This window comes from Stenotrophomonas sp. 610A2 (genome assembly GCF_030549615.1).
Classification (GTDB): domain Bacteria; phylum Pseudomonadota; class Gammaproteobacteria; order Xanthomonadales; family Xanthomonadaceae; genus Stenotrophomonas; species Stenotrophomonas pigmentata.
This window is the reverse complement of sequence record NZ_CP130832.1, coordinates 760,485-779,865: the sequence shown is the minus strand read 5'-3', so window position 1 is coordinate 779,865 and position 19,381 is coordinate 760,485. Positions and strand designations below refer to the sequence as shown.

The following is a 19,381-nucleotide window of genomic DNA, read 5'->3' as shown; positions in this document are numbered from 1 at the left end:
ATGACGGCGGGGCCAGCGAACGGCCCCGCCATCCACCAGCAATGCCCACCTTGCTGGTCTGCACCGTCCCATGGGAGGCGCTGCCATTTGCGCCGGAAGAGTTTTCGATATATCGTTTTGCGCAAATTCGATATATCGAAAACCCTGATGACCAGCCCGGAACCCGGCCGCCCACCTACCCCGCGCCCCTTGGGCCGTGGCGATCTGCGCCTGTTGCTGCTGTCCCTGATCGGCGAGCAGCCGCGCCACGGCTACGAGTTGATCCAGCAGATCAGCGAGATGTTCGTGCGCGTCTACACGCCCAGCGCGGGCTCGGTGTATCCGCTGCTGGCCGACTTCGAGAAGCAGCGCTGGGTAAGCGCCGAGGAAGACGGCGGGCGCAAGCGCTACCACATCACCAATCTTGGCCAGGCCCAGCTCAAGCTGCGCGCCGAGGACGTGGAAACCGCGCGCATGCGTGCCCGCCACAACTCGCGCGTCATCGCCAGGGAAAGCCTGCCGGCGCCGCTACGCGATGCCATGCACCAGTTCACCCACTCGTTGATGTTGCGCAAGGGCGATTGGCAGGACGCCGATGTCGCGCGCATCGCCAGTTTGATTGCAGAGGCGACCGCGCTGGTACAGCAGCAGTCGCAGGAAAACTGATTCGCACCACCGTTATTCATTACGACCCAGCCAGAGCGATCCAGCCACGGTCTCCCGGCCTTGCCGACACTGACCCCAGGTACCCCCATGTCACAGCATGAAACCCAATTGATCCGCATGACCCCGCGTTTCCGCCAGCTGCAGGTAGTGCACACGGAACGCCTGACCCCGAACATGCAGCGCGTTGTTGTAGGCGGCGATGCGCTGGAAGGTTTTGACAGCCGCTCACCGGATGACCATGTGAAGCTGTTTTTCGCCAATGCCGAAGGCGAGTTTGTATTGCCGGAACTCACCGAGCAGGGCCCGCGCTATCCGGAAGGCAAGCAGCCTTCACCGGCGCGCGATTACACGCCGCGTTTTTACGATGCTGATGCTGGTGAGCTGGTGCTGGACTTCGTGCTGCATGGTGATGGCCCGGCCACGAGTTGGGCAGCCACCGCCAAGGTTGGCGACGCATTGGTGGTTGCCGGCCCGCGTGGTTCGCATGTGGTGGCCGATGACTTCGACTGCTATGTGCTGATTGGTGATGAGACGGCGTTGCCGGCGATTGCGCGGCGTTTGGAAGAACTGCCGGAAGGTGCGGTGGCCAAGGTGTTCATCGAGATCCCGGAGGAAGGTGATCGGCAGCCGTTGGAGAGTGCGGCGCAGGTGACTGTGTCGTGGTTCGAGCGCAATGGCTTTGATGCGGCGAGCAGCACCTTGCTGGAAGACGCGCTGGTGGATTTCGAGCAGCCTGATGGCGATACGCATTACTGGATTGCCACCGAGTCCAAGCGTGCGCGGATGATGCGCAAGTTTGTGGAAGGGCACCTGCAGGTGCCGAAAGAATGGATTCGCGCGACCGGGTATTGGAAGGCGGATCCGAATGAGGTGGAGTGATGCTTGAGGTCTGACCCTTCTCCCCTCGGGAGAAGGTGCCCGGAGGGCGGATGAGGGTTGGTGCGAAGCTGTAGTGCCGAGCCATGCTCGGCAGAGGCTTTACCGGTAAGGCTCCAGCCGAGCATGGCTCGGCTCTACACGGCCCAAAGCTACCCCTCCCCAGCCCTCCCCTTCGCTGCGCGAAAGGGAGGGGGCGAAGCTGTAGTGCTGAGCCATGCTCGGCAGAGGCTTTCCCGGTAAGGCTCCAGCCGAGCATGGCTCGGCTCTACACGGTCAGAAGCTACCCCTCCCCAGCCCTCCCCTTCGCTGCGCGAAAGGGAGGGGACTAAGTGCTACTGCCCTGCACCGAAGCGGTAGGTCACGCCCAACATCGGGCCGGACAGGGATACGTCCAGGCGCTTGCCCTTGTCGCGGTAATCCAGGCTCTGGTGGCGGTAGCCCATCGATACGAACAAGTTATCCGTTGCCTGGTAGTTGGCCAGCGCCAACAGCTGCCAGGTCGAATCCGAACCCACACCAAAGCCGCCTACATCCACATAGGCAATGCTGCTCCAGCGCGGGCTCAGCGTCTGCCGCCAACGCACGCCGGCAATCGGGTCGACGAAGGTGGAATCCGAACGCGCCGACACCAGGCCGGGCACGTTCACCGCTGCATTGATGTCCCAATAACGCGCGCCCGCCAACAGGTCGATGCCGGTACGCTCGTTCGCCGACCAGGCATAGCCTGCAGTCACGGTTGCCGAGGTCTGCTTCACTTTCACGTTCGCTGCCAGGCCAATCGGCAGCGGCGTCGAATCCGAGGTAGAAGCGTGGGTGAAATCGGCCTGCAGCACGAAGTTGTCGCGGCGCGCGGTGCCGGTGATGAAGGCGGCGGCATCCAGGCTGTCCATCAGCTCGGAGAACGACTTGTGCACATCCGCCATCGGCGCGCCGCGGAACGGCCTTACCTGCCCTTCCATGCCGCTCATCCACACATAAGGCGTGGCCTGAAAGCGCCAGCTGTCGTCGTTGTCGTTGCTCTGTGCGTGCGCAAGCGGCATGCCGCCAATTGCCAACAGCAGGCACAGGTATTTGCGGGTGAATCGGGTTTTCATTGAAGCTCCAGATGATGCGTGCCCGCTTGCACGGGCACGCCGATTGCTCGCCTTATACGCCCAGGAAGCGGAAGGGTTTGGCGTCCTTGAACTGGGCGTTGGCTTCACCCGAGTAGATGGTGCGCTGCTGGTTGCCCAGGTCCAGACGCTTCACCTTGCCGCGCTCGCTGAAATCGATCTTCTTCAGGTCCACCCAGAACACATTGGTGGCCAGCGCGGATTCGAAGTAGTAACGCAGGCGCGACTGGTCGGAGACCGTGCGCCAGCGCGTCGAGGAAATATTCGGCTGGTCCGGGGTGGTGATGCCGTAGGGCACCGATACATTGCGGATCACGCCGAACACGCTGGCAGTGGATTCCACCGGGTCGGTCGACTTGGGAATGGCGTCGATATAGAAGGCAGCGCGCGCGAAGCGATCCGAGGCACGGTTGGTGCCCGGCAACATCACCGTGCCGCCGATCTGCCGCCAATAGGTTTCCAGTGCCAGCTGCTCTTCGAAGATCGGCGAGTTGGTCATCACCTTGTAGTCGCGGCTGTGATGGATGACCTGCTTGCCCTTGATGTATTCGATGATGGCGCTGTCGCCACTGGCATCGGAGATGGACAGGTGCAAGGTGGCAAGGCGCTGCTCGCCGGGCGCTGCATCGCTGACCAGGGTGAAGGGCTCGGCGCTCAACACCTTCACCGCTTCCTCGACGGTGGCGAAGTTGTCGAGCATGTACTGCGTCCACACCGAGATGGCCAGGCCGGGCTTGCCGCTGTTGCGCTCGGGATATTCGGACTCGGCCAGCCACAGCAGGTTGGCGACCAGGCCGGCTTCGTTCATGCCGTCGGTGGTGGAGATGTCGTAGGCGCTGGCAATGACGCTGCCGTAGCGCGAGGTCCACTTCAGCGTGTCCGGGCCGGTCTCGCCGGTGCGCTGCATGCCACGCGGGAACATCCACAGATGGGTGCCGGTATCGATCTTGTAGTCCATCGAACGGCCGGTGAAGATTTCATTGCCTGCACCGTGGTAGACGAAACGGGTGCAGGCATCGGCCTCGGCCTGCACGCCTGCCATACCGAAAAGTACGGTGGCACAGGCGGCAATGATGGATCGCTTGGCTGATTTCATGGGGGTAGCTTCCTTTGCTGGATCAGGTCAGAGATGCAATCGGAATGATCCTAACAGCCATTCATTGTCCTATCGCGACTTGGTTGGCAGTCCTGCAAAACAGCAACCAGACAATTGGCCGCTGCTATGCTCAGCGCATATTCGAACGGAGGAACTGCCCCATGCCTCAAATCACACCACATCACACCGCTGCCATCCTCCGCCCGTTGCTGGTCGGCGGCCTGCTGAGCATCGCCCTGAGCGGCTGCCTGAGCGCACCGCCGCTTAGCGACGATCCCGATTTCGGCCGCTGCAGCGATGCCTCCCTGCAATGGGCGGTGGGCACGGTGAATGACGAAGCCACCGTGCGTCGCCTGAAGACCGAGAGCGGTGCCGGCCTGGTCAATCCGATCAGCCCGACCACGATTGTTTCCCGCGATATCCGCCAGGACCGCCTGCGCGTCTACACCGATGCCAACAACGTCATCACCAAAGTGCGTTGCGAGTAAATCCAGCGCGCTGCAACTCGCAGCACGGCACACGCACAAACACGAACGGCAGGGTTTCCCCTGCCGTTCGTCGTTTCACACGCTCACAAGTGCGAGCGCTTGTTCCAAGGCCGCTTACTTCAAACCGCGGTTGTGCAGCAGCGGCTCGACGCTCGGGTCCTTGCCGCGGAAATCGCGGTAGGCCGTTGCCAGGTCACGCGTATTGCCGATCGACAGGATCTTGTCGCGGAACACCTGGCCGTTCTCACGGGTCAGGCCACCGTTCTCCTTGAACCACTCGAAGGCATCGTGGTCGATCATCTCCGCCCAGAAGTAGGCGTAGTAACCGGCCGAATAACCGCCGCCCCAGATGTGGTCGAAGTAGCTACTGCGGTAACGCGGCGGCACCTGGGCCAGGTCCACCTTGTAGCGCTTCAGCGCGTCGGCTTCGAACTTGTCCACGTCCTGCAGCGGTGCGTCAGCGCCCTGCGTATGCCAGGCCAGGTCGAGCAGCGCCGCCGACAGGTACTCGGTGGTCATGTAGCCCTGGTTGAAGGTCTTGGCCTTGGCGATCTTGTCGACCAGCTCCTGCGGCATCGCTGCCTTGGTCTGGTAGTGCTTGGCGTAGTTGGCGAACACCTTCGGGTCTGAAGCCCAGTGCTCGTTGAACTGCGATGGGAACTCGACGAAGTCACGCGGCACGCCGGTGCCGGCCACGCTCGGGTACTTGGTGTTGGAGAACATGCCATGCAGGGCGTGGCCGAACTCGTGGAACATGGTGGTCACGTCGTCCCAGCTCAGCAGCGCGGGCTGGCCGGCGGCAGGCTTGGTGAAGTTGCTGACGTTGTAGACCACCGGCTTGGTGCCGGTCAGGCCGTCCTGCTCGACGAACACGTCCATCCAGGCGCCACCGGACTTGCTGTCGCGCTTGAAGAAGTCGGCGTAGAACAGCGCCAGCGGCTGGCCGTTGGCATCGGTGACTTCAAACACGCGCACGTCCGGGTGATAGACCGGCAGGTCCTTGCGCTCCTTGAAGGTCAGGCCGTAGAGCTGGTTGGCGGCGTAGAAGACGCCGTTCTGCAGCACGTTGTCCAGCTCGAAGTAGGGCTTGATCTGCGACTCGTCGAGGTCGTACTTGGCCTTGCGCACCTGCTCGGCGTAGAAGTCCCAATCCGATGCGGAGGCCTTGAAGCCGCCCTTCTGCGCGTCGATCACCTTCTGGATCTCGGCCAGCTCGCCGCGTGCCTTGGCGGTGGCCGCCGGCACGGTGTCGGTCAGCAGCTTGAGCGCATGCTCCGGCGTCTGCGCCATCTGGTCGGTGAGGTTGTAGGCGGCGTAGTTCGGGAAGCCGAGCAGCTTGGCCTTGGCCGCACGCAGCTGGGCCAGTCGCTGGATGATGGCGCGGGTGTCGTTGGCATCACCGTGCTCGGTGCGGGTTTCCGAGGCCTGCAGCACCTTGGCGCGCACGTCGCGGTCCTGCAGCGAGCCGAGTGCCGGCTGCTGGGTGGTGTTCTGCAGGCTCAGCACCCACTTGCCGTCCAGCTTGCGGCCCTTGGCAGCGTCTTCGGCAGCGGCGATGTCGCCATCGGACAGGCCGGCCAGCTGCGCCTTGTCATCGATGACCACCGCACCCGCGGCGGTGGCCGCGACCAGCTTGTTGTGGAAGTCGTTGGACAGGGTGGCTTCTTCGGCGTTGTACTGCTTCAGCGTTTCCTTGTCGGTATCGCTGAGCTCGGCACCTGCCTTGACGAAGCCCTTGTAGGTTTCCTCGACCACGCGCAGCTGCTCGGCGTCCAGGCCGGCTTCGGCGCGGCCGTCATAGATGCTCTTGATGCGCGCGAACAGCTTGGCATCCAGGTGGATGGCATCGCCATGCGCGGCCAGCTTGGGCACCACGTCTTCCTGGATCTTCTGCCGCTCCGGGTTGGTATCGGCCTGCACCACGCTGAAGAACACGCGGCTGACGCGGTCCAGGATGGCGCCGGACTTCTCCATCGGCAGCAAGGTGTTGTCGAAGGTGGCCGGCTGGGTGTTGTCGGTGATCTGCTTGATCTCCGCCAGCTGCTGGCGCATGCCTTCCTCGAAGGCCGGCAGGTAGTCACTGTCCTTGATCTTGTCGAAGGCCGGCGCCTGGAACGGCAGCGAGCTGACAGTCATGAACGGGTTGGTGGAGGCATCGCCCGGCTTGGCGGCCTCCGCAGGTGCATTGGCGGTCACGGGGGCAGTGGACTCCTTGCCAGAACAGGCGGCCAGCGCAAGGCTGATGGCGGCGGCCAGAACAACGGTACGCGACATGAAACGGCTCCTTGGGAACGGGCTTCGAACAGCCCATCACCCTACTCCGTTCCCCTGTGAGCGGCATGTGCCGATGGTGGCGCCAAGCCGCGCCGGACGCGGCGGCTCAGCCGGTGCCGCGGTTGCGGCCCATCCATTGCCGGTACCACTGGCGAACGGCAGCCATGTCGGCCACGTCGTCACCGGTCGTATGGAACACCGGACCGAAGCCGATGACCTTTTCCGGGTAATGGAAATAGGCCGGGATGATGGGCACATCGGCCATGCGCGCGATTTTCAGGAAGCCACCCTTCCATTCAGTCACCGGCTTGCGCGTGCCTTCCGGCGCCAGCGCATACCAGATCTGCTCGCTGTCGCGGATCATCGCTACCGCCTGGCCGACGGTGCCCTGAGGCGAACTGCGGTCCAGCGGCACCACGCCCATGCGCCGCAGCACCAGGCTCAGCGGCCACCAGAACAGCTTGTCCTTGCCAAGAATGCGCGCCTCAAGGCCCAAGGCCATCTTTGCCGCCAACCCCCACAGGCCATCCCAGTTGGACGAATGCGGCGCGGCGATCACCACCGCCTTGGCCAGGTCCGGAACCGGCCCGCGGATATGCCAGCCGCCCAGACGCAGCACGCTGCGGCCAAGCCAACGGCTGAAGGCGGCGCCTTTGCGCTGCGGCACGGCGGCGGGAACAACCGGAACGGTCGGTGGCGTGTTGCTCAAGCACTACTCCCAATTACGTGTTGAACGGCCGCGCTTGACCTGCGCGCGTTCCTTTTTCTGATCCAGCCGGCGCAGCTTGGAGCCGTAAGAGGGCTTGGTCGCCACCCGTGGCTTGGGCACGCTCAGGCTGGCCTGGATGAAGCTGGCAAGGCGTTCGCGCGCATCCTGGCGGTTACGGTCCTGGGTGCGGAAGCGCTGCGCGTCGATCACCAGCACGCCTTCGCTGGTCACCCGGCGGTCGCGGCGGGCGAGCAGGCGCTCGCGCAGCGGCTCAGGCAGGGACGGCGAACCGGCGATGTCGAAACGCAGTTCCACCGCAGTCGAGACCTTGTTGACGTTCTGCCCGCCCGCGCCGGACGCGCGCACGAAGCGCTCGACGATCTCCGTTTCCGGTATCGCCAATCGTTCCGAGATTTCAATCTGCTCCGTCGCCATCGGCGCATTGTAAGGGCTGTTGCGGTTTTAGCTGCCTTCTGGCGAAAGACGCAGCGCAGCCATCGTCTATCCCCTTGCGCGCGGCTGTTGCCCCCTCCCTTGCGCGGAGCGCAGGGGAGGGTTGGGGAGGGGTGCTTTTCGCGGCTTACTTTGAGTGCCTGCGCTGGTTCTGAGTACAGCGGCTAGGGCGTTGGGTTTTGCTGGGCGGCTGGGGCTTTAGAAGCACCCCTCCCCAGCCCTCCCCTTTGCTACGCAAAAGGGAGGGAGCGAAGCGTGCACTCGCGTGAGGACTACGGGCACGCAGCCATCTGCCCCCTCCCTGCCCTCCCCTTTTCTACGCAAAAGGGAGGGTTCCATTCATCACTCCCAATACTGCCCCGCCCAACGCCGGTAGGCGCGGTAGTGATGGATCGCGAAACCATCAAACGAAGGCTCGTTGCGCAGCGCGCGTTCCACCTTGCGCACTTCCTGCTCGAACACCTTCGGCCCTTCTTCATGGAAGGTGACCTTGTCGATGTCGTTTGACGACACCTCCAGCCCGATCACCACCTTCTTGCCCACTTCATTGGCATAGGCGATCTCGCTGGCGGCGTGCGAGAGGATGCTGTCCCTGCCCTCGGCCTTGTCGCGGTAGTCCATCAAGGCGACGTAGTCGTAGATGTTGATGGTGTGCTCGCTGACCGGGCGGTGGCGGCCATTCCAGTCCACCTCGATGCCATCCAGCCAGAACGGAATCGCCGGGCCAACCGCCAAGGTCGCGCCGCTCTCCTGCTTGATGCGCATCACCGCCGCGCTCATGTCGAGGAAACCAATCAGCAGGTCCGCACGCGTGTCGTCATCCCACTCGTCGAGGATATGCGGTTCGATGTCCAGATTCGCGCCATCAAAGCGCGCCGCTTCCGGCACCGAGGCGTTGTAGTCCACCACCCGGCGGAACATCGCCTCGGCCTCCTTGCGGTGAGCCGGCAACACGTACTTCTGCGTGCTCAGGTACCAGGAGCCCAGCAAGGCATAGACCTTCATGTTCTTGCCATGCAGGCGCTCGATGAAGGCGCGGTACAGCTGCGGCTGCTCGACGATGAGGTTGCGGTCCTTGTAGGCGTCGGCATACAGATACACGGTGTCGATGCGCTGCGACTTGAGATACGCCACCGCCTCATCGGCGACCGCCGGATCCTCGATCATCGCGTACGACTCGGCTTCCCAGGTCCAGATCGCGCGACTGGCTGCCAGCGCCTGCGTCATCGGCAACAAGCACAGCGCGGCCAACAAACCGAGGCTCAAGCTCCGGCTCATTGCGACTTCTCCACGGCTGCCGCAGCATCCACCGGCAGGTGGTAACGGCCCTGCCCGATCGCTTTGCCGTTGTCGGGATCGGACGGGAACACCGATACGTAGCAACGGCCACCGCAATCCTGCGGCAGGCGCAGCTGCAGCTGCACCTGCTGGCTACCGCCCGGCGGCAGCTGCATTGCCTGCCCATACACTTCCTGCAACTCGCGGCCGTCCTCGCTGGACAACACGGCCAGCGGCACGAACAAGCGGCTTGGCCTGGGATCGCCACTGCTGAAGACCGCGGTCAGCTGCACCCCACTGGCAACGGTCGCAACGTCGGCCGAGGCCAACGACAAGCCGTGCGCCACCGGTGCTGCAGCCACTTCGGCAGCGGCCGCCGGTGCGATATACGCAACCAACTTCGGCGTCGCCCCCTCCGGCGTCAGCGCGTTCTTCTGCATGAAGATCGTATTGGCCTGGGTGTAGCGTTGCAGGCGCTGCAAGGCCCAGGCGCGCACGCTGGCGTCATCGGTCTCGGCCAGGTGCATGCCGTCCTGCAATTCGTACAACTTGCCGTCATGCAGCCACCAACGCCCGGCCAGATACTCCGGCGCGCTGGTCTTGGTCTGCTTCAAGGGAAATTGCTGGTTGCTGCGGAAACTCTCGGCCATGTCCAGGCCGGTGCCCAGCCACGGCGTCTGCGCCGGCCGCTTCAAGCCATAGGTATTGGACAGCAAGGCCATCAACGACGGCGTCACGTCCAGCTGCGAGGACACCGCGCGGATGCGCTTTGGCTGTTTGAGCAGCGGCGAGAACACGATCAAGGGCACGTGGTAGCGGTCCACATGTTCACCCATCGGGATCTCCGGCAGGCGATGGTCGCCGGTGATGACGAAGATGGTATTGGCATACCACGGAGTCTTTTCCACCGAGGCGAAGTAGCGACGCAGCTGCTCGTCGGTGTACAGGATGGTGCTGTAGATATCGGTACTGGCGCGATAGCTGGCACGCTGCGCTTCGGGCACCTGCAACTGCTGCAGGCGCTGCTCGAACTGCTTGCGGTACACGTCCTGATCCGGGAACTCGTAGCTGGTGTGCATCGAGATCGTCTGGATCGCGGTCAGGAAGGGCGCCTGCACGCTGTCATTGTCGGCCAGCACCCGCGAGATCAGTTCCTTGTCCGGGTAGCCCCAGGCACTGAAGGGATTACGTTGATAACCCTCACCGAAATTGTTCATGTCGACCAGCGTCTGCACCTGCTGGCCCTGCATGTAGGCGCGCTCGTTGTCGAAGCTGGTGTCGGTGCCGTTGTAGAAGGCGGTGTTATAGCCCTGCTGGCGCAGCACGCTGAACAAACCAGGATGCGCCGGCATGCGATCGCCGAGACCGGTGAAGCCTTCGTCGGCGAATGGCGCCGAACCAATCAGGGTCGGCAGCACACCGAAGGTGCGGCCCTGGTTGGCGAGGAAGTTGTCGAAGTAAAGGCTGCGCCCGGCCAGCTCATCGAGGAACGGGGTGAAACTGCCCAGCGGTGCCTGCGGACCGGAGAACGAGCGACCCAGGCCTTCGACCACGATCAAGACGACATTCGGCGGTCGGCCATCACTGGTCGGCGCGAAGTTCGGGCCCAATGTGTCCGGCGTCTGCTCCTGGCGCAGGAATGGGAAGTTGGCATCCAACGGTGCCTCGGTACTGGCAATCGCGCTCGGCACCACTGCCACATCCGACTCACCCTTGAACCAGCGCCACACATCACCGCTGAACCAGGCCAGCTTGTTGCAGGCCAAGTCGCGCGAGGCAACATCCTTCAACGCCGCCGCACCGCTGGGCAACGGCAAAATCCAGGCAATACCGGCAGCCACCAGCCATACCGTGCTCCACACCGTGGAGCCGCGCGCATCGCGTCGTGCCAGCCACAGCAGGCCAGCCCACAACACCAGCAAGGGCAAGGCCATCGCCAGCACGGCGCGCAGTCCAAGCGGCGCACCGTCGGCCAGCGTGGTGCGGATCTCAGCCACGCTGTAGCCGAACAGGTCTGCACCCAGCGGCACATGTGCTACCTGGAAGTACTGGTCCAGCAAGACCTGCACCACGATGAACAGCGACCACAGCACACCAAGCGCGATGAAGCGCGGCATCGCCCGCTTGATCATCAACAAGGGCAGCGACAACAGGATCAGCAACGGAACCGCACGCAGCAACATCAGCAGCGCCTGCGCGACGGCAATGCCGGCAACCGCACCGGTCTGCATGCCACCGCCTGCACCTGCGATGCCGTTGCTCACCGCCATCGCGACCAGCACCAGCTGCGCAAGCAGCAACACCGGGAAAGCCGAAGAAAAGCGCGCCCAAGCGCCGCCGTCATGCGTGGAGATCATCGTCAACTGCTCCGTTACCAGCGCGTATAGATCGAGCCGGACAGGCGCTGCTCATCAAAGCCAGCATCGTCGTCGGCATAACCGGCACCCAGCTTGAAGCCCCAGTGCGGGCTGACCTGATGCCGCCAGGCGACGCCGATGGCCGCATTGTTGTCGCGCACCACGCTGCCGAAGCGGTCGAGGTCGGTGCTGCGGCCACTGCTGACGCTGACTTCCAGATAGTCGTCGGCATCGCCCTTGTAGTAATTGCGCAGCAGCACGCGGTGGCTCCAGCTGCCCGAGCCGACACCCGGCACATGCTGCAGCTTGTAGCGGCCATACCAGTTGCCGACGTAGCGGCCGACGCCAACGCCGTAGAACTCGGTGTCATCGGAGAAGCGCAGATGATCGACGCTGGCCGACAGTTCCCAGCCATTGCCCACGCCCTGGAATACTTCCACGCGCCAAGCCTGGTTGGGCAACACGCCACTGGACGGACCGTGCTGGTAACGCAGGTTGGCGTAGGCGCGCGTCCACAACGGCACGTAGCCATCCAGCGCCCAGGCGGTGTCGGAGGTATTGAAGTGATCGGCGCGCAGCAGCTCCAGCCCTAGTGAACCGCGCGGGAAATAGCGGCGCAGGGTCAGGTCGTTGTCGTTCCAGCTATCGCGGTCACCGCTGAAGCGGGTGTGGTCCCAACCCACGCTCGCACCCCAGCGATAGCCATCGGCGGCCACCGCATCGGGGTTGGCCATGCGCGGCAGCAGGCTCAGGCGCAGCTCGGCGATTTCCTTGGGATCGGCGCCAAGACCGGCGGCAGCATCGAAGTCCGCACGTGCCGCTGCAATCTGCCCAAGCGCACGCAGCTCGCGGCCACGCGCGATGCGTGCCGCCGGGTCCTGCGGTGCCAGTTCAATCCAGCGCGAATAGGCATCGGCGGCCTGCTGCGGGCGATCGCTCCAGCGGTACATATCGCCCAACGCCGACCAGGCATCAGCATAGGTGGGGCTGTTCTTCACCACCTGCTGCAGATCGGCCTCGGCGGCAGCGTACTGGCCGTCCCAGGCATAGGTGCGGCCACGTGCCAGCAGCACGTCGCCATTGTCCGGATGCTCGCCCAGCAGCGCGGTGTAGCGTGCGATGGTGGCGGCGCGGTTGTTGGCGTCGGATTGCTCGCGGATCTGCTGCAGCTGCAGGGTCAGGCTATCGGGTGCTTCCTGCGCAAGCGCCAGCAACGGCGTGGCGGACAGTGCCAACAGCAGGCAGCGCGCCAGCACGTGACGGGTAGCGCGGGCGGAGAGGTGCTGGGTCATGGAGCGGTTCCTGGAAATCATTTGTTGATACTCGATTCGCTGATAACCGACGACACTGCCACCGCCATCGGCACGTCTTCCTTGTGGCCCTGCTGCCACGAGCCATCGCGGCTGATGCGTCCCCAGCTATGCCGCTTGCGGCGGGTGAACATCCAGCGCAGCGTGGCGGAGAAGCGCCAGATGGAGTTCAACTGCCGGTAGCCGAAGTTCTCCAGGATCGCGACCAGGAACAACCGCAGCTGCTGCGTTGGCCGCGAGTACAGGCCGAAGGAGAGCTCTTCCAGCAGCATTGCGTTGACCGAGAGCAGGATGCCCATGCCGACCGCCGCGGCGAGGAAGATCAGGAACACGTCCAGCTGCACCAGCCCGCACAGCGCCAGCACGATCATCGACACATAGCCCACCACCTCGATGATCGGGCCGAGGAACTCGAAGAACAGCATGAACGGGAAAGCGACCCAGCCGGCAGCACCACTGCGGCGGTTGAACAGCATGCCGATATTGGTCCACAGGCTTTCGGCCAGGCCGCGCTGCCAGCGCATGCGCTGGTTGCGCAGCGAACTCAGATCGGTCGGCGCCTCGGTCCAGCACACCGGATCGGGCACGAACACAATGCGGTAGTCGCGCTTCTCCTCGCGCAGATTGCGGTGCAAGCGGATCACCAGATCCATATCCTCGCCGACGGTGTCGGTGCGGTAGCCGCCGATGGCGATCACCCGCTCCTTGTAGAACACGCCGAATGCGCCGGAAATGATCAGCAGCGCGTTCATTGGCGACCAGCCCATGCGCCCGAACAGGAAGGCGCGCAGGTACTCGACCAACTGGAAGCTGGGCAACCAGCTGTTCGGCAGGCCGATCTTGTCGAGCATGCCTTCGCGCACGGTGCAGCCATTGAGCACACGCACCACGCCGCCGCTGGCAACCACGCGGCTGTCTTCCAGGAACGGCCGTACCACCCGCGACAGGCTTTCCGGCTGCAGGATGCTGTCGGCATCGACCACGCAGAACAGCGGATAGCGCACGCAGTTGATGCCGGCGTTGATCGCATCGGCCTTGCCGCCATTGGCCTTGTCGACCATGCGCACCTGCGGGCAACGCGCCGATGCGTAGACGCCGTGCACCGGTTCGGTCTGCAGGCGCGTGCGATAGGCCTCGGGTACCTTGACCAGGCCGAACGCCTCGATCAAGGCATCGCGGGTGCGGTCGCTGGAACCATCGTTGACCACCACGATCTCGAACTCGGGATAGCTGGTCTTCAGCAGCGAGCGCACCGAAGAAACCACCGAGGTTTCCTCGTTGTAAGCGGGCAGGATGATGCTTACCGGCGGCTGGTACTCGCGCAGCCCGGCCGGCAGGTAGTTTGCCCGGTACTCGCGCATATAGCGCACGATCTGGTAGGCCGAGACGTAGTTCAGGAACAGATAGGCCAGGTTGATCGCGACGAAATAGATCATGAAGAACCATTGCATCGAGTCGGCAATCTGGACCCAGGGGATCTGCTGCACGTAACTCACAAGCATCTGCCAATAGGTGCTCATGTCGCACTCCTCAGTGCATGCTCGGACAGCACCTGTTCGATGATGTCGCGGCCATAGGTATCGGCGTGGCGGGTCTGGACTTCGCGCAATGCCTCGACGCCCATGCCCGGCAGCGCCAGCAAGGCCTGTGCGGTGCGGTAGCGCACCCACCAGACGCTGTCGGACAGCAAGGCTTCCAGACGCGCCCTGTCGCCGTTGCTGCCGATGCGGCCAAGCGCTGCGGCAGCGTGCATGCGCACGTGCCAGCGCGAGGCGCTGAGGAAGCCGATCACGCGCTCACGGTCCTGGCTATCGTTGATCAACTGCAGGCAGACCGAGATGATGTGGTCGTCGACGTGGCCGTCGAGCAATTGCCGCACCACCACTGCCGCTCGTTGCGGATCGATGTCGGCCAGGAACCGCACCAGCTTGACGGTGGAGTCGGCATTGGCGCGCAGCAAGGCATTGCTGATCTCGCGGGCGGCGCTGCCATCCACGTTCTCGGCCAGGATCCGCGCAACGCTGCCCGGCACCCAATCCTCGCGTTGGGCGATCATCGGCACGAAGGCCGACATGGCACGCGGTGGATCCACCTGTGCCAATGCACGCGCCGCGCAGAGCGAAACGATGGGGCTGCGGTCGTTGAGGAATTTGACCAGTTGATCGTAGAGATGACGATCACGCAGATGACCGAGGGCGATGATGGTCATGGCGCGGTCGTGATAGCTGCCGCGCAGCATCCGCTGCGACGCCTCGGCCAGGCCGACCCGATGACCAAGCGAGGCCAATCGTCGTACCGAAGCATCGGGCAGGGTTTCGCAGAGCGCGTTCCAGGCCTCGATGAAACCGATGACTTCGTCGCGCTGCAGCTGCTTCACCGGCACGGTTTCACCGGCAAGCTCGCGCTGCAATACCTCAACCCAATATTGCCGGGCCTGCTTATCGCGTCGATCACGGCGTTGCGCACGTATGCGCAGGAACACAATTATCGCCAACAGCACGCTGGCCAGTAGCAACGTAAAAATCGCCACCCCACTGGCTACGACCAGAACTGTCGGTCCCTCGGTCAGACTGTCCATCGCATTTCCTACTGTTACGGGTACACGGATTGCGAATCCGTGTACTCCCCCCTGAGTACAGCATCCGATCAAAGCATAGACAAAACCGTGATGCGTGTCTCTATTTTATTCGCATCTTGTAATGCTTTATTCATCTAACTATGTTAGCGACCCGTCGTAAGACGTAAATATTTCATTAAAACAAAGACTTGCAGTGCGAGCGAGTGAGATCTGGCCATGCTGAATCATCGAGCCGCCGCCCCGGCCTGCTGACTTCGGGGCTGGCAGCGCGCCGGTTATGCTCAGGGCCTGCCCATCGCAAGGACGACCCATGCAGCGCCGCTACTACTTCCGTTCCTGTTGCACCCGCCTGTTGCTGGCTGCCAGCCTGTTGCTGGCGAGTACCGCACCGGCCTGGGCAGCGCCCGCCACCGATGCCGACGTCAACCGCCTGCTGGCGGCGTCCCGCGCCCAGAACATGCTCGACGCGATGCTGCCGCAGATGGAAGCGATGCAGGCGCAGCAGTTCGCCGAGATCGCCCAGAAGCAATCACTGACGCCCGAACAGAAGGCGGGATTGCAACGCATCCAGCAGCGCACCTCGCAGACCTTGCGGCAGGCGCTGGCGTGGTCGCAGATGCGGCCGATGTACGTGGACCTGTACAAGCAGTCGTTCTCGAAGGAAGACGTGCTGGCGATGGCCGAGTTCTACGAGAGCCCGGCCGGCCAGAGCCTGCTCGACAAGACCCCGGCGCTGATGCAGAACCTGATGGTCGCCATCCAGCAGAAGATGACCCCGCTGATGGCCGACCTGCAGAAGGACCTGGAAAAGATCAACAGCGAAGTCAAATAAGCGCCCAACTGTAGTGCCGAGCCATGCTCGGCAAGGGGCGTTACCGGCAAAGCCGCCCCAGCTTTTCTTGTGGGAGCGGCGTAAGCCGCGAAGCTGGCAATATCGGAATCACCGACATCTCTGCAATCTGATGATTCATGGGCTTCGCGGCTGACGCCGCTCCCACAAGCATCCCGCAAGCGTTGATGGGTTGCGGGGAAAGCCCCTGCCGAGCATGGCTCGGCACTACCTCAGTCCGGTAGCTTCCAACCAAACAGGTCCATCGCTTTCTGGAACTCGCGGTCCAGTGGTGCGCGCACTTCGATGCGGCGGCCGTCCTGCGGGTGCGGGAAGGCCAGGCGTTCTGCGTGCAGCAACATGCGGTGTACGCCCTGCATGCGGAACGTGCGGTTGTGCCGTCCGTCGCCGTGGCTGGTGTCGCCGATCATGTGGTGGAACATGTGCTTGAGGTGCCGGCGGATCTGCCGGAAACGCCCAGTCTGCGGCTGGCAACGCAGCAGCGCGTAACGCGAGGTCGGGAAGCCCGTCGACGGAATCGGCAACTCGCCCTCCAGCAGTTTCTGGAAATGGGTGATGGCCTGCTTCTTTACCGGCTTGCCGGGGCCGCCGTCCAGGTCGTGATCGACGGTGAAGGCATCTTCGGCCGGCCAGCCGCGACACACCGCCAGGTAATCCTTCTCCACCTCGCCGCCCATCAGCGTCTTGCCCAGAGTGCTGGCACTTTCGCGATCAAAGGCCAGCAGCAGGCAGCCACTGGTTGCGCGATCAAGCCGGTGCACGAGGAAAATCGGCTTGCCCAGCTGCTCGCGCAGGCGGTCAGCAAGGAAATCATCCTCGCCGCGCGCCAGCTTGCTGTCGTGGACCATCAAACCCGCAGGCTTGTTGACCACCGCCAGCCACTGGTCTTCGTACAGCAGCGGCAGCGGTTCAAAAACAACCGGCGCCTCTACTGCTTCATCGACAACATCACTCATCGACGCAACCACGCCGAAGCCACGGCAATCGCACCGACCGCGCCTGTCACCCACGACCACAGCGGCACCGAGGCGAACTGCGGGCCGCCCGCTTGCAGGCCATACAGCAGCGCCGACACCACCATCAAACCGACACCGGCAACGGCAGTAACCACACGACGCTGCATGCGCTGCAAGGTGCCTTCGAGGTTGACGATGTCCTGCGAGCGCATCGCCAGCTCATGCTTGCCTTCCACCTGCTGGCGCAGCCAGCTGTGCAGCAGGGCCGGCATGTCCGGGGCCTGGGTCATGATTTCTGGCAGGCGCTTGCGCAGTTCCTTCAGCGCACGGCGCGGGCTGTAACGCTCGCGCAGGATGCGTTCCAGCACCGGCTTGGCCACTTCCCAGATGTCCAGGTTGGGGTCGAGCTGGCGACCCACACCTTCGATGTTCAGCAGCGTCTTCTGCAGCAGGATCAGCTGCGGCTGCAGGGTCAGCTGGTAACGCTGGGCGGTGCGGAACAGCTTCATCAGCACTTCGGCCAGCGAAATCTGCGACAGCGGCCGGGTGAAGTACGGCTCGCAGACCGCGCGCACGGCGGCTTCCAGCTCATCGATGCGCACCGTGTTCGGCATCCACTGCGCCTGCAGGTGCAGCTCGGCGATGCGGCGGTAATCACGGTTGAAGATGGCCATGAAGTTTTCGGCGAGGTAGAACTGATCCTCTTCCGACAGCTGGCCCATGATGCCGAAGTCCAGCGCGATGAAGCGCGGGTTGTCGCGGCGCGCCGGATCGATATCGACCCAGATGTTGCCGGCGTGCGCGTCGGCATGGAAGAAGTTGTCGCGGAACACCTGCGTGTAGAACACGCGCACGCCCTTGGCGGCCAGCGCCTTGCGGTCGATGCCGGCCTTGTCCAACGCGACGATGTCGTCGGAGGGAATGCCCCAGACCCGCTCCAACGTCAGCGCGCGCTCGGCGGTGTGGCTCCAGATCACTTCCGGAACGTACAGGTCGTCCGAGTTTTCCCAGAAGCGGCGCAGCACGCTGGCGTTGGCGCCTTCGCGCTGCAGGTCCAACTCGGCGGCCAAGGTGGTTTCGATCTCGGCTACCACTTCGCGCGGGCGGATCTTGTCGGCACGCGGATGGGTGCGTTCGACCAACGCGGCCAGCGACTTGAGCAGGGCGATGTCACCGGCGATCTGCTTCTCGATATCCGGGCGCAACACCTTGACCACGACCTGGCGGCCGTCGTCCAGCGTTGCCGCGTGTACCTGCGCGATCGAGGCCGAGGCCAGCGGCGTGGTGTCGAAGCTGGCGAAGGCTTCGGTGATCGGCAGGCCCAGCGCCTGCTCGACGATCTGCAGCGCGCGTTCGCCGTCGAAGGGCTTGACCCGGTCCTGCAGCAGGGTCAGCTCGGCGGCGACATCCGGCGGCACCAGATCGCGGCGGGTGGACAGGATCTGGCCGAACTTGACGAAGATCGGGCCCAGCTCCTGCAGCGCCAGGCGCAGGCGCGCACCGCGCGACTGCGAGGCGATATCGGCGCTGGCGCGCGGCACGAACGGCTTGGCGATGCCGAGCCAACGTTCAACCGGGGTGCCGTCGAGCAGGTCATCCAGCCGGTAGCGCAGGATCACCCGGCCGATACGGCTGGCGCGGAACATGGCGCGGGTCGCCTTCATGCGGCACCCCCGGCGCGCTGACGCAGGCGCGCGATGCGCGCGGCCATGCGTTCGACGTCATCGCGGATCACGTCCACATCATCATGGAAGGCATCCAGCTCGGCACGGGCAACGACATCACGCGACTCCTCGGTAACGTATTCGGCGGCGGTCTCGGCCAGGTCCTTGGCGCTGCGCCTGGCCTGCAGCAGGGCTGCACGCAGGGTCTGCGCGATCTGCACGCCGAGGATCTCGCCAAAGGCTTTGACAAAAGGCTGCTGCCAATCCGGATCAAAACGGGTAGCCAGCTGCTGCAGGCGGCGCGCCCGCTCGGCATCGCCGGAGACCTTGACCCGACCAGCAGGCGCGCTGTTGCCGCGCCGTGCATTGGCCAGGAAGGGTAGCTGCGCCAGCACCCCGCCCAGCGTGCTGCGCACGGCTAGGTCCGGCTCCAGCGCCGGATCGACCGGGCCCACGGTCAGGCGTTCACCGGCAACCCCGATCTGCATCGCCAGCGACGGCGATTCCAGGGTCAGGGCGATGCGTTGGCCATCCAGCGAGGCCAGCGCGGTGCGGGTATCCGGGTCCAGCGCCAGCGCGCGGTTCAAGGCCACTTCCAGCGCACGGCCGGCCAGCGGCTTGATCATTTTGAGGGGGGATGCAGGCATGCCGGCATTCTACCGGAGGGGCGGGATTGGAGACTGGATCGCGGCGGGGAGCGAATGCCTCGCCAGCACAGGATTTGTTCATGTA

At 64.0% G+C, this 19,381-nt stretch carries 17 protein-coding genes; 4 read left to right on the top strand and 13 right to left on the bottom strand.

Translation table 11 applies throughout. The features are described from left to right. The first annotated feature begins 147 nt into the window (after window positions 1-147). Window positions 148-645, top strand: a complete 498-nt coding sequence (locus Q5Z11_RS03515) for a PadR family transcriptional regulator (protein WP_303748744.1) — start codon at window positions 148-150, stop codon at window positions 643-645. Window positions 646-732: 87 nt separating this feature from the next. Further along, window positions 733-1,524, top strand: a complete 792-nt coding sequence (locus Q5Z11_RS03510; protein WP_303748743.1) for a siderophore-interacting protein — start codon at window positions 733-735, stop codon at window positions 1,522-1,524. Window positions 1,525-1,856: 332 nt separating this feature from the next. Here Q5Z11_RS03510 and Q5Z11_RS03505 read toward each other — a convergent pair whose 3' ends face one another. Then, window positions 1,857-2,618: a porin family protein gene (locus Q5Z11_RS03505; protein WP_303748742.1), complete on the bottom strand. Its 762-nt coding sequence runs from the start codon at window positions 2,616-2,618 to the stop codon at window positions 1,857-1,859. 52 nt (window positions 2,619-2,670) lie between these two features. Further along, window positions 2,671-3,732 carry a linear amide C-N hydrolase gene (locus tag Q5Z11_RS03500; RefSeq protein WP_303748741.1) on the bottom strand — a complete coding sequence of 354 codons (1,062 nt, stop codon included), beginning with the start codon at window positions 3,730-3,732 and terminating at the stop codon, window positions 2,671-2,673. A 161-nt stretch (window positions 3,733-3,893) separates the two neighbouring features. Here Q5Z11_RS03500 and Q5Z11_RS03495 point away from each other — a divergent pair, with 161 nt between their 5' ends. After that, complete coding sequence (locus Q5Z11_RS03495; RefSeq protein ID WP_303748740.1) at window positions 3,894-4,220, top strand: hypothetical protein; 327 nt, start codon at window positions 3,894-3,896, stop codon at window positions 4,218-4,220. Window positions 4,221-4,334: 114 nt separating this feature from the next. On the opposite strand, the gene dcp is transcribed toward Q5Z11_RS03495, so the two are convergent. The 8 genes from dcp to Q5Z11_RS03455 form a co-directional block, all read right to left on the bottom strand. Beyond that, window positions 4,335-6,494: a peptidyl-dipeptidase Dcp gene (gene dcp / locus Q5Z11_RS03490; RefSeq protein ID WP_303748739.1), complete on the bottom strand. Its 2,160-nt coding sequence runs from the start codon at window positions 6,492-6,494 to the stop codon at window positions 4,335-4,337. Window positions 6,495-6,600: 106 nt separating this feature from the next. Next, window positions 6,601-7,203 carry a lysophospholipid acyltransferase family protein gene (locus Q5Z11_RS03485; RefSeq protein WP_303748738.1) on the bottom strand — a complete coding sequence of 201 codons (603 nt, stop codon included), beginning with the start codon at window positions 7,201-7,203 and terminating at the stop codon, window positions 6,601-6,603. A 3-nt stretch (window positions 7,204-7,206) separates the two neighbouring features. Next, entirely contained in the window at window positions 7,207-7,638 is a 432-nt protein-coding gene (arfB, locus tag Q5Z11_RS03480) for an alternative ribosome rescue aminoacyl-tRNA hydrolase ArfB (protein WP_057630429.1), read from the bottom strand. Between the two features lie 360 nt (window positions 7,639-7,998). Then, the gene (locus Q5Z11_RS03475) at window positions 7,999-8,934 is read right to left on the bottom strand and encodes a hypothetical protein (RefSeq protein WP_303748737.1); all 936 of its coding nucleotides are present in this window, start codon (window positions 8,932-8,934) and stop codon (window positions 7,999-8,001) included. Continuing rightward, window positions 8,931-11,291, bottom strand: coding sequence for an LTA synthase family protein (locus Q5Z11_RS03470; RefSeq protein WP_303748736.1), 2,361 nt, complete (start codon window positions 11,289-11,291; stop codon window positions 8,931-8,933). Before Q5Z11_RS03470 ends, Q5Z11_RS03475 begins: the two co-directional genes overlap by 4 nt. 14 nt (window positions 11,292-11,305) lie before the next feature. After that, a complete protein-coding gene (locus Q5Z11_RS03465; protein WP_303748735.1) occupies window positions 11,306-12,583 on the bottom strand; it encodes a YaiO family outer membrane beta-barrel protein in 1,278 nt (425 codons plus the stop codon). Between the two features lie 17 nt (window positions 12,584-12,600). Then, window positions 12,601-14,121 (bottom strand): glycosyltransferase family 2 protein, encoded by a 1,521-nt coding sequence (locus Q5Z11_RS03460; RefSeq protein WP_303748734.1) that lies wholly within the window; start codon window positions 14,119-14,121, stop codon window positions 12,601-12,603. Then, on the bottom strand, window positions 14,118-15,179 hold the full coding sequence (locus Q5Z11_RS03455) for a HEAT repeat domain-containing protein (protein WP_303748733.1): 1,062 nt from the start codon (window positions 15,177-15,179) through the stop codon (window positions 14,118-14,120). Before Q5Z11_RS03455 ends, Q5Z11_RS03460 begins: the two co-directional genes overlap by 4 nt. A gap of 310 nt (window positions 15,180-15,489) precedes the next feature. On the opposite strand from Q5Z11_RS03455, the gene Q5Z11_RS03450 reads away from it, so the two are divergent. Continuing rightward, entirely contained in the window at window positions 15,490-16,011 is a 522-nt protein-coding gene (locus tag Q5Z11_RS03450) for a DUF2059 domain-containing protein (RefSeq protein WP_303748732.1), read from the top strand. A 230-nt stretch (window positions 16,012-16,241) separates the two neighbouring features. Here Q5Z11_RS03450 and Q5Z11_RS03445 read toward each other — a convergent pair whose 3' ends face one another. Genes Q5Z11_RS03445 through Q5Z11_RS03435 form a run of 3 tightly spaced genes read right to left on the bottom strand, consistent with a single transcriptional unit; the run spans window position 16,242 to window position 19,296 of the window. Continuing rightward, window positions 16,242-16,985 (bottom strand): pseudouridine synthase, encoded by a 744-nt coding sequence (locus Q5Z11_RS03445; RefSeq protein WP_303748731.1) that lies wholly within the window; start codon window positions 16,983-16,985, stop codon window positions 16,242-16,244. Further along, window positions 16,982-18,649 (bottom strand): ubiquinone biosynthesis regulatory protein kinase UbiB, encoded by a 1,668-nt coding sequence (ubiB, locus tag Q5Z11_RS03440; protein ID WP_303748730.1) that lies wholly within the window; start codon window positions 18,647-18,649, stop codon window positions 16,982-16,984. Before ubiB ends, Q5Z11_RS03445 begins: the two co-directional genes overlap by 4 nt. Continuing rightward, window positions 18,646-19,296, bottom strand: a complete 651-nt coding sequence (locus Q5Z11_RS03435; protein WP_303748729.1) for a ubiquinone biosynthesis accessory factor UbiJ — start codon at window positions 19,294-19,296, stop codon at window positions 18,646-18,648. Before Q5Z11_RS03435 ends, ubiB begins: the two co-directional genes overlap by 4 nt. Window positions 19,297-19,381: the final 85 nt, after the last annotated feature.

Coding starts and splice junctions, on each gene's coding strand:
- dcp (WP_303748739.1), bottom strand. CDS start 6,494: ATGTCGCGTACCGTTGTTCTGGCCGCCGCCATCAGCCTTGCGCTGGCC.
- Q5Z11_RS03510 (WP_303748743.1), top strand. CDS start 733: ATGTCACAGCATGAAACCCAATTGATCCGCATGACCCCGCGTTTCCGC.
- Q5Z11_RS03445 (WP_303748731.1), bottom strand. CDS start 16,985: ATGAGTGATGTTGTCGATGAAGCAGTAGAGGCGCCGGTTGTTTTTGAA.
- Q5Z11_RS03465 (WP_303748735.1), bottom strand. CDS start 12,583: ATGACCCAGCACCTCTCCGCCCGCGCTACCCGTCACGTGCTGGCGCGC.
- ubiB (WP_303748730.1), bottom strand. CDS start 18,649: ATGAAGGCGACCCGCGCCATGTTCCGCGCCAGCCGTATCGGCCGGGTG.
- Q5Z11_RS03515 (WP_303748744.1), top strand. CDS start 148: ATGACCAGCCCGGAACCCGGCCGCCCACCTACCCCGCGCCCCTTGGGC.
- Q5Z11_RS03495 (WP_303748740.1), top strand. CDS start 3,894: ATGCCTCAAATCACACCACATCACACCGCTGCCATCCTCCGCCCGTTG.
- Q5Z11_RS03505 (WP_303748742.1), bottom strand. CDS start 2,618: ATGAAAACCCGATTCACCCGCAAATACCTGTGCCTGCTGTTGGCAATT.
- Q5Z11_RS03500 (WP_303748741.1), bottom strand. CDS start 3,732: ATGAAATCAGCCAAGCGATCCATCATTGCCGCCTGTGCCACCGTACTT.
- Q5Z11_RS03470 (WP_303748736.1), bottom strand. CDS start 11,291: ATGATCTCCACGCATGACGGCGGCGCTTGGGCGCGCTTTTCTTCGGCT.
- Q5Z11_RS03460 (WP_303748734.1), bottom strand. CDS start 14,121: ATGAGCACCTATTGGCAGATGCTTGTGAGTTACGTGCAGCAGATCCCC.
- Q5Z11_RS03450 (WP_303748732.1), top strand. CDS start 15,490: ATGCAGCGCCGCTACTACTTCCGTTCCTGTTGCACCCGCCTGTTGCTG.
- arfB (WP_057630429.1), bottom strand. CDS start 7,638: ATGGCGACGGAGCAGATTGAAATCTCGGAACGATTGGCGATACCGGAA.
- Q5Z11_RS03475 (WP_303748737.1), bottom strand. CDS start 8,934: ATGAGCCGGAGCTTGAGCCTCGGTTTGTTGGCCGCGCTGTGCTTGTTG.
- Q5Z11_RS03435 (WP_303748729.1), bottom strand. CDS start 19,296: ATGCCTGCATCCCCCCTCAAAATGATCAAGCCGCTGGCCGGCCGTGCG.
- Q5Z11_RS03455 (WP_303748733.1), bottom strand. CDS start 15,179: ATGGACAGTCTGACCGAGGGACCGACAGTTCTGGTCGTAGCCAGTGGG.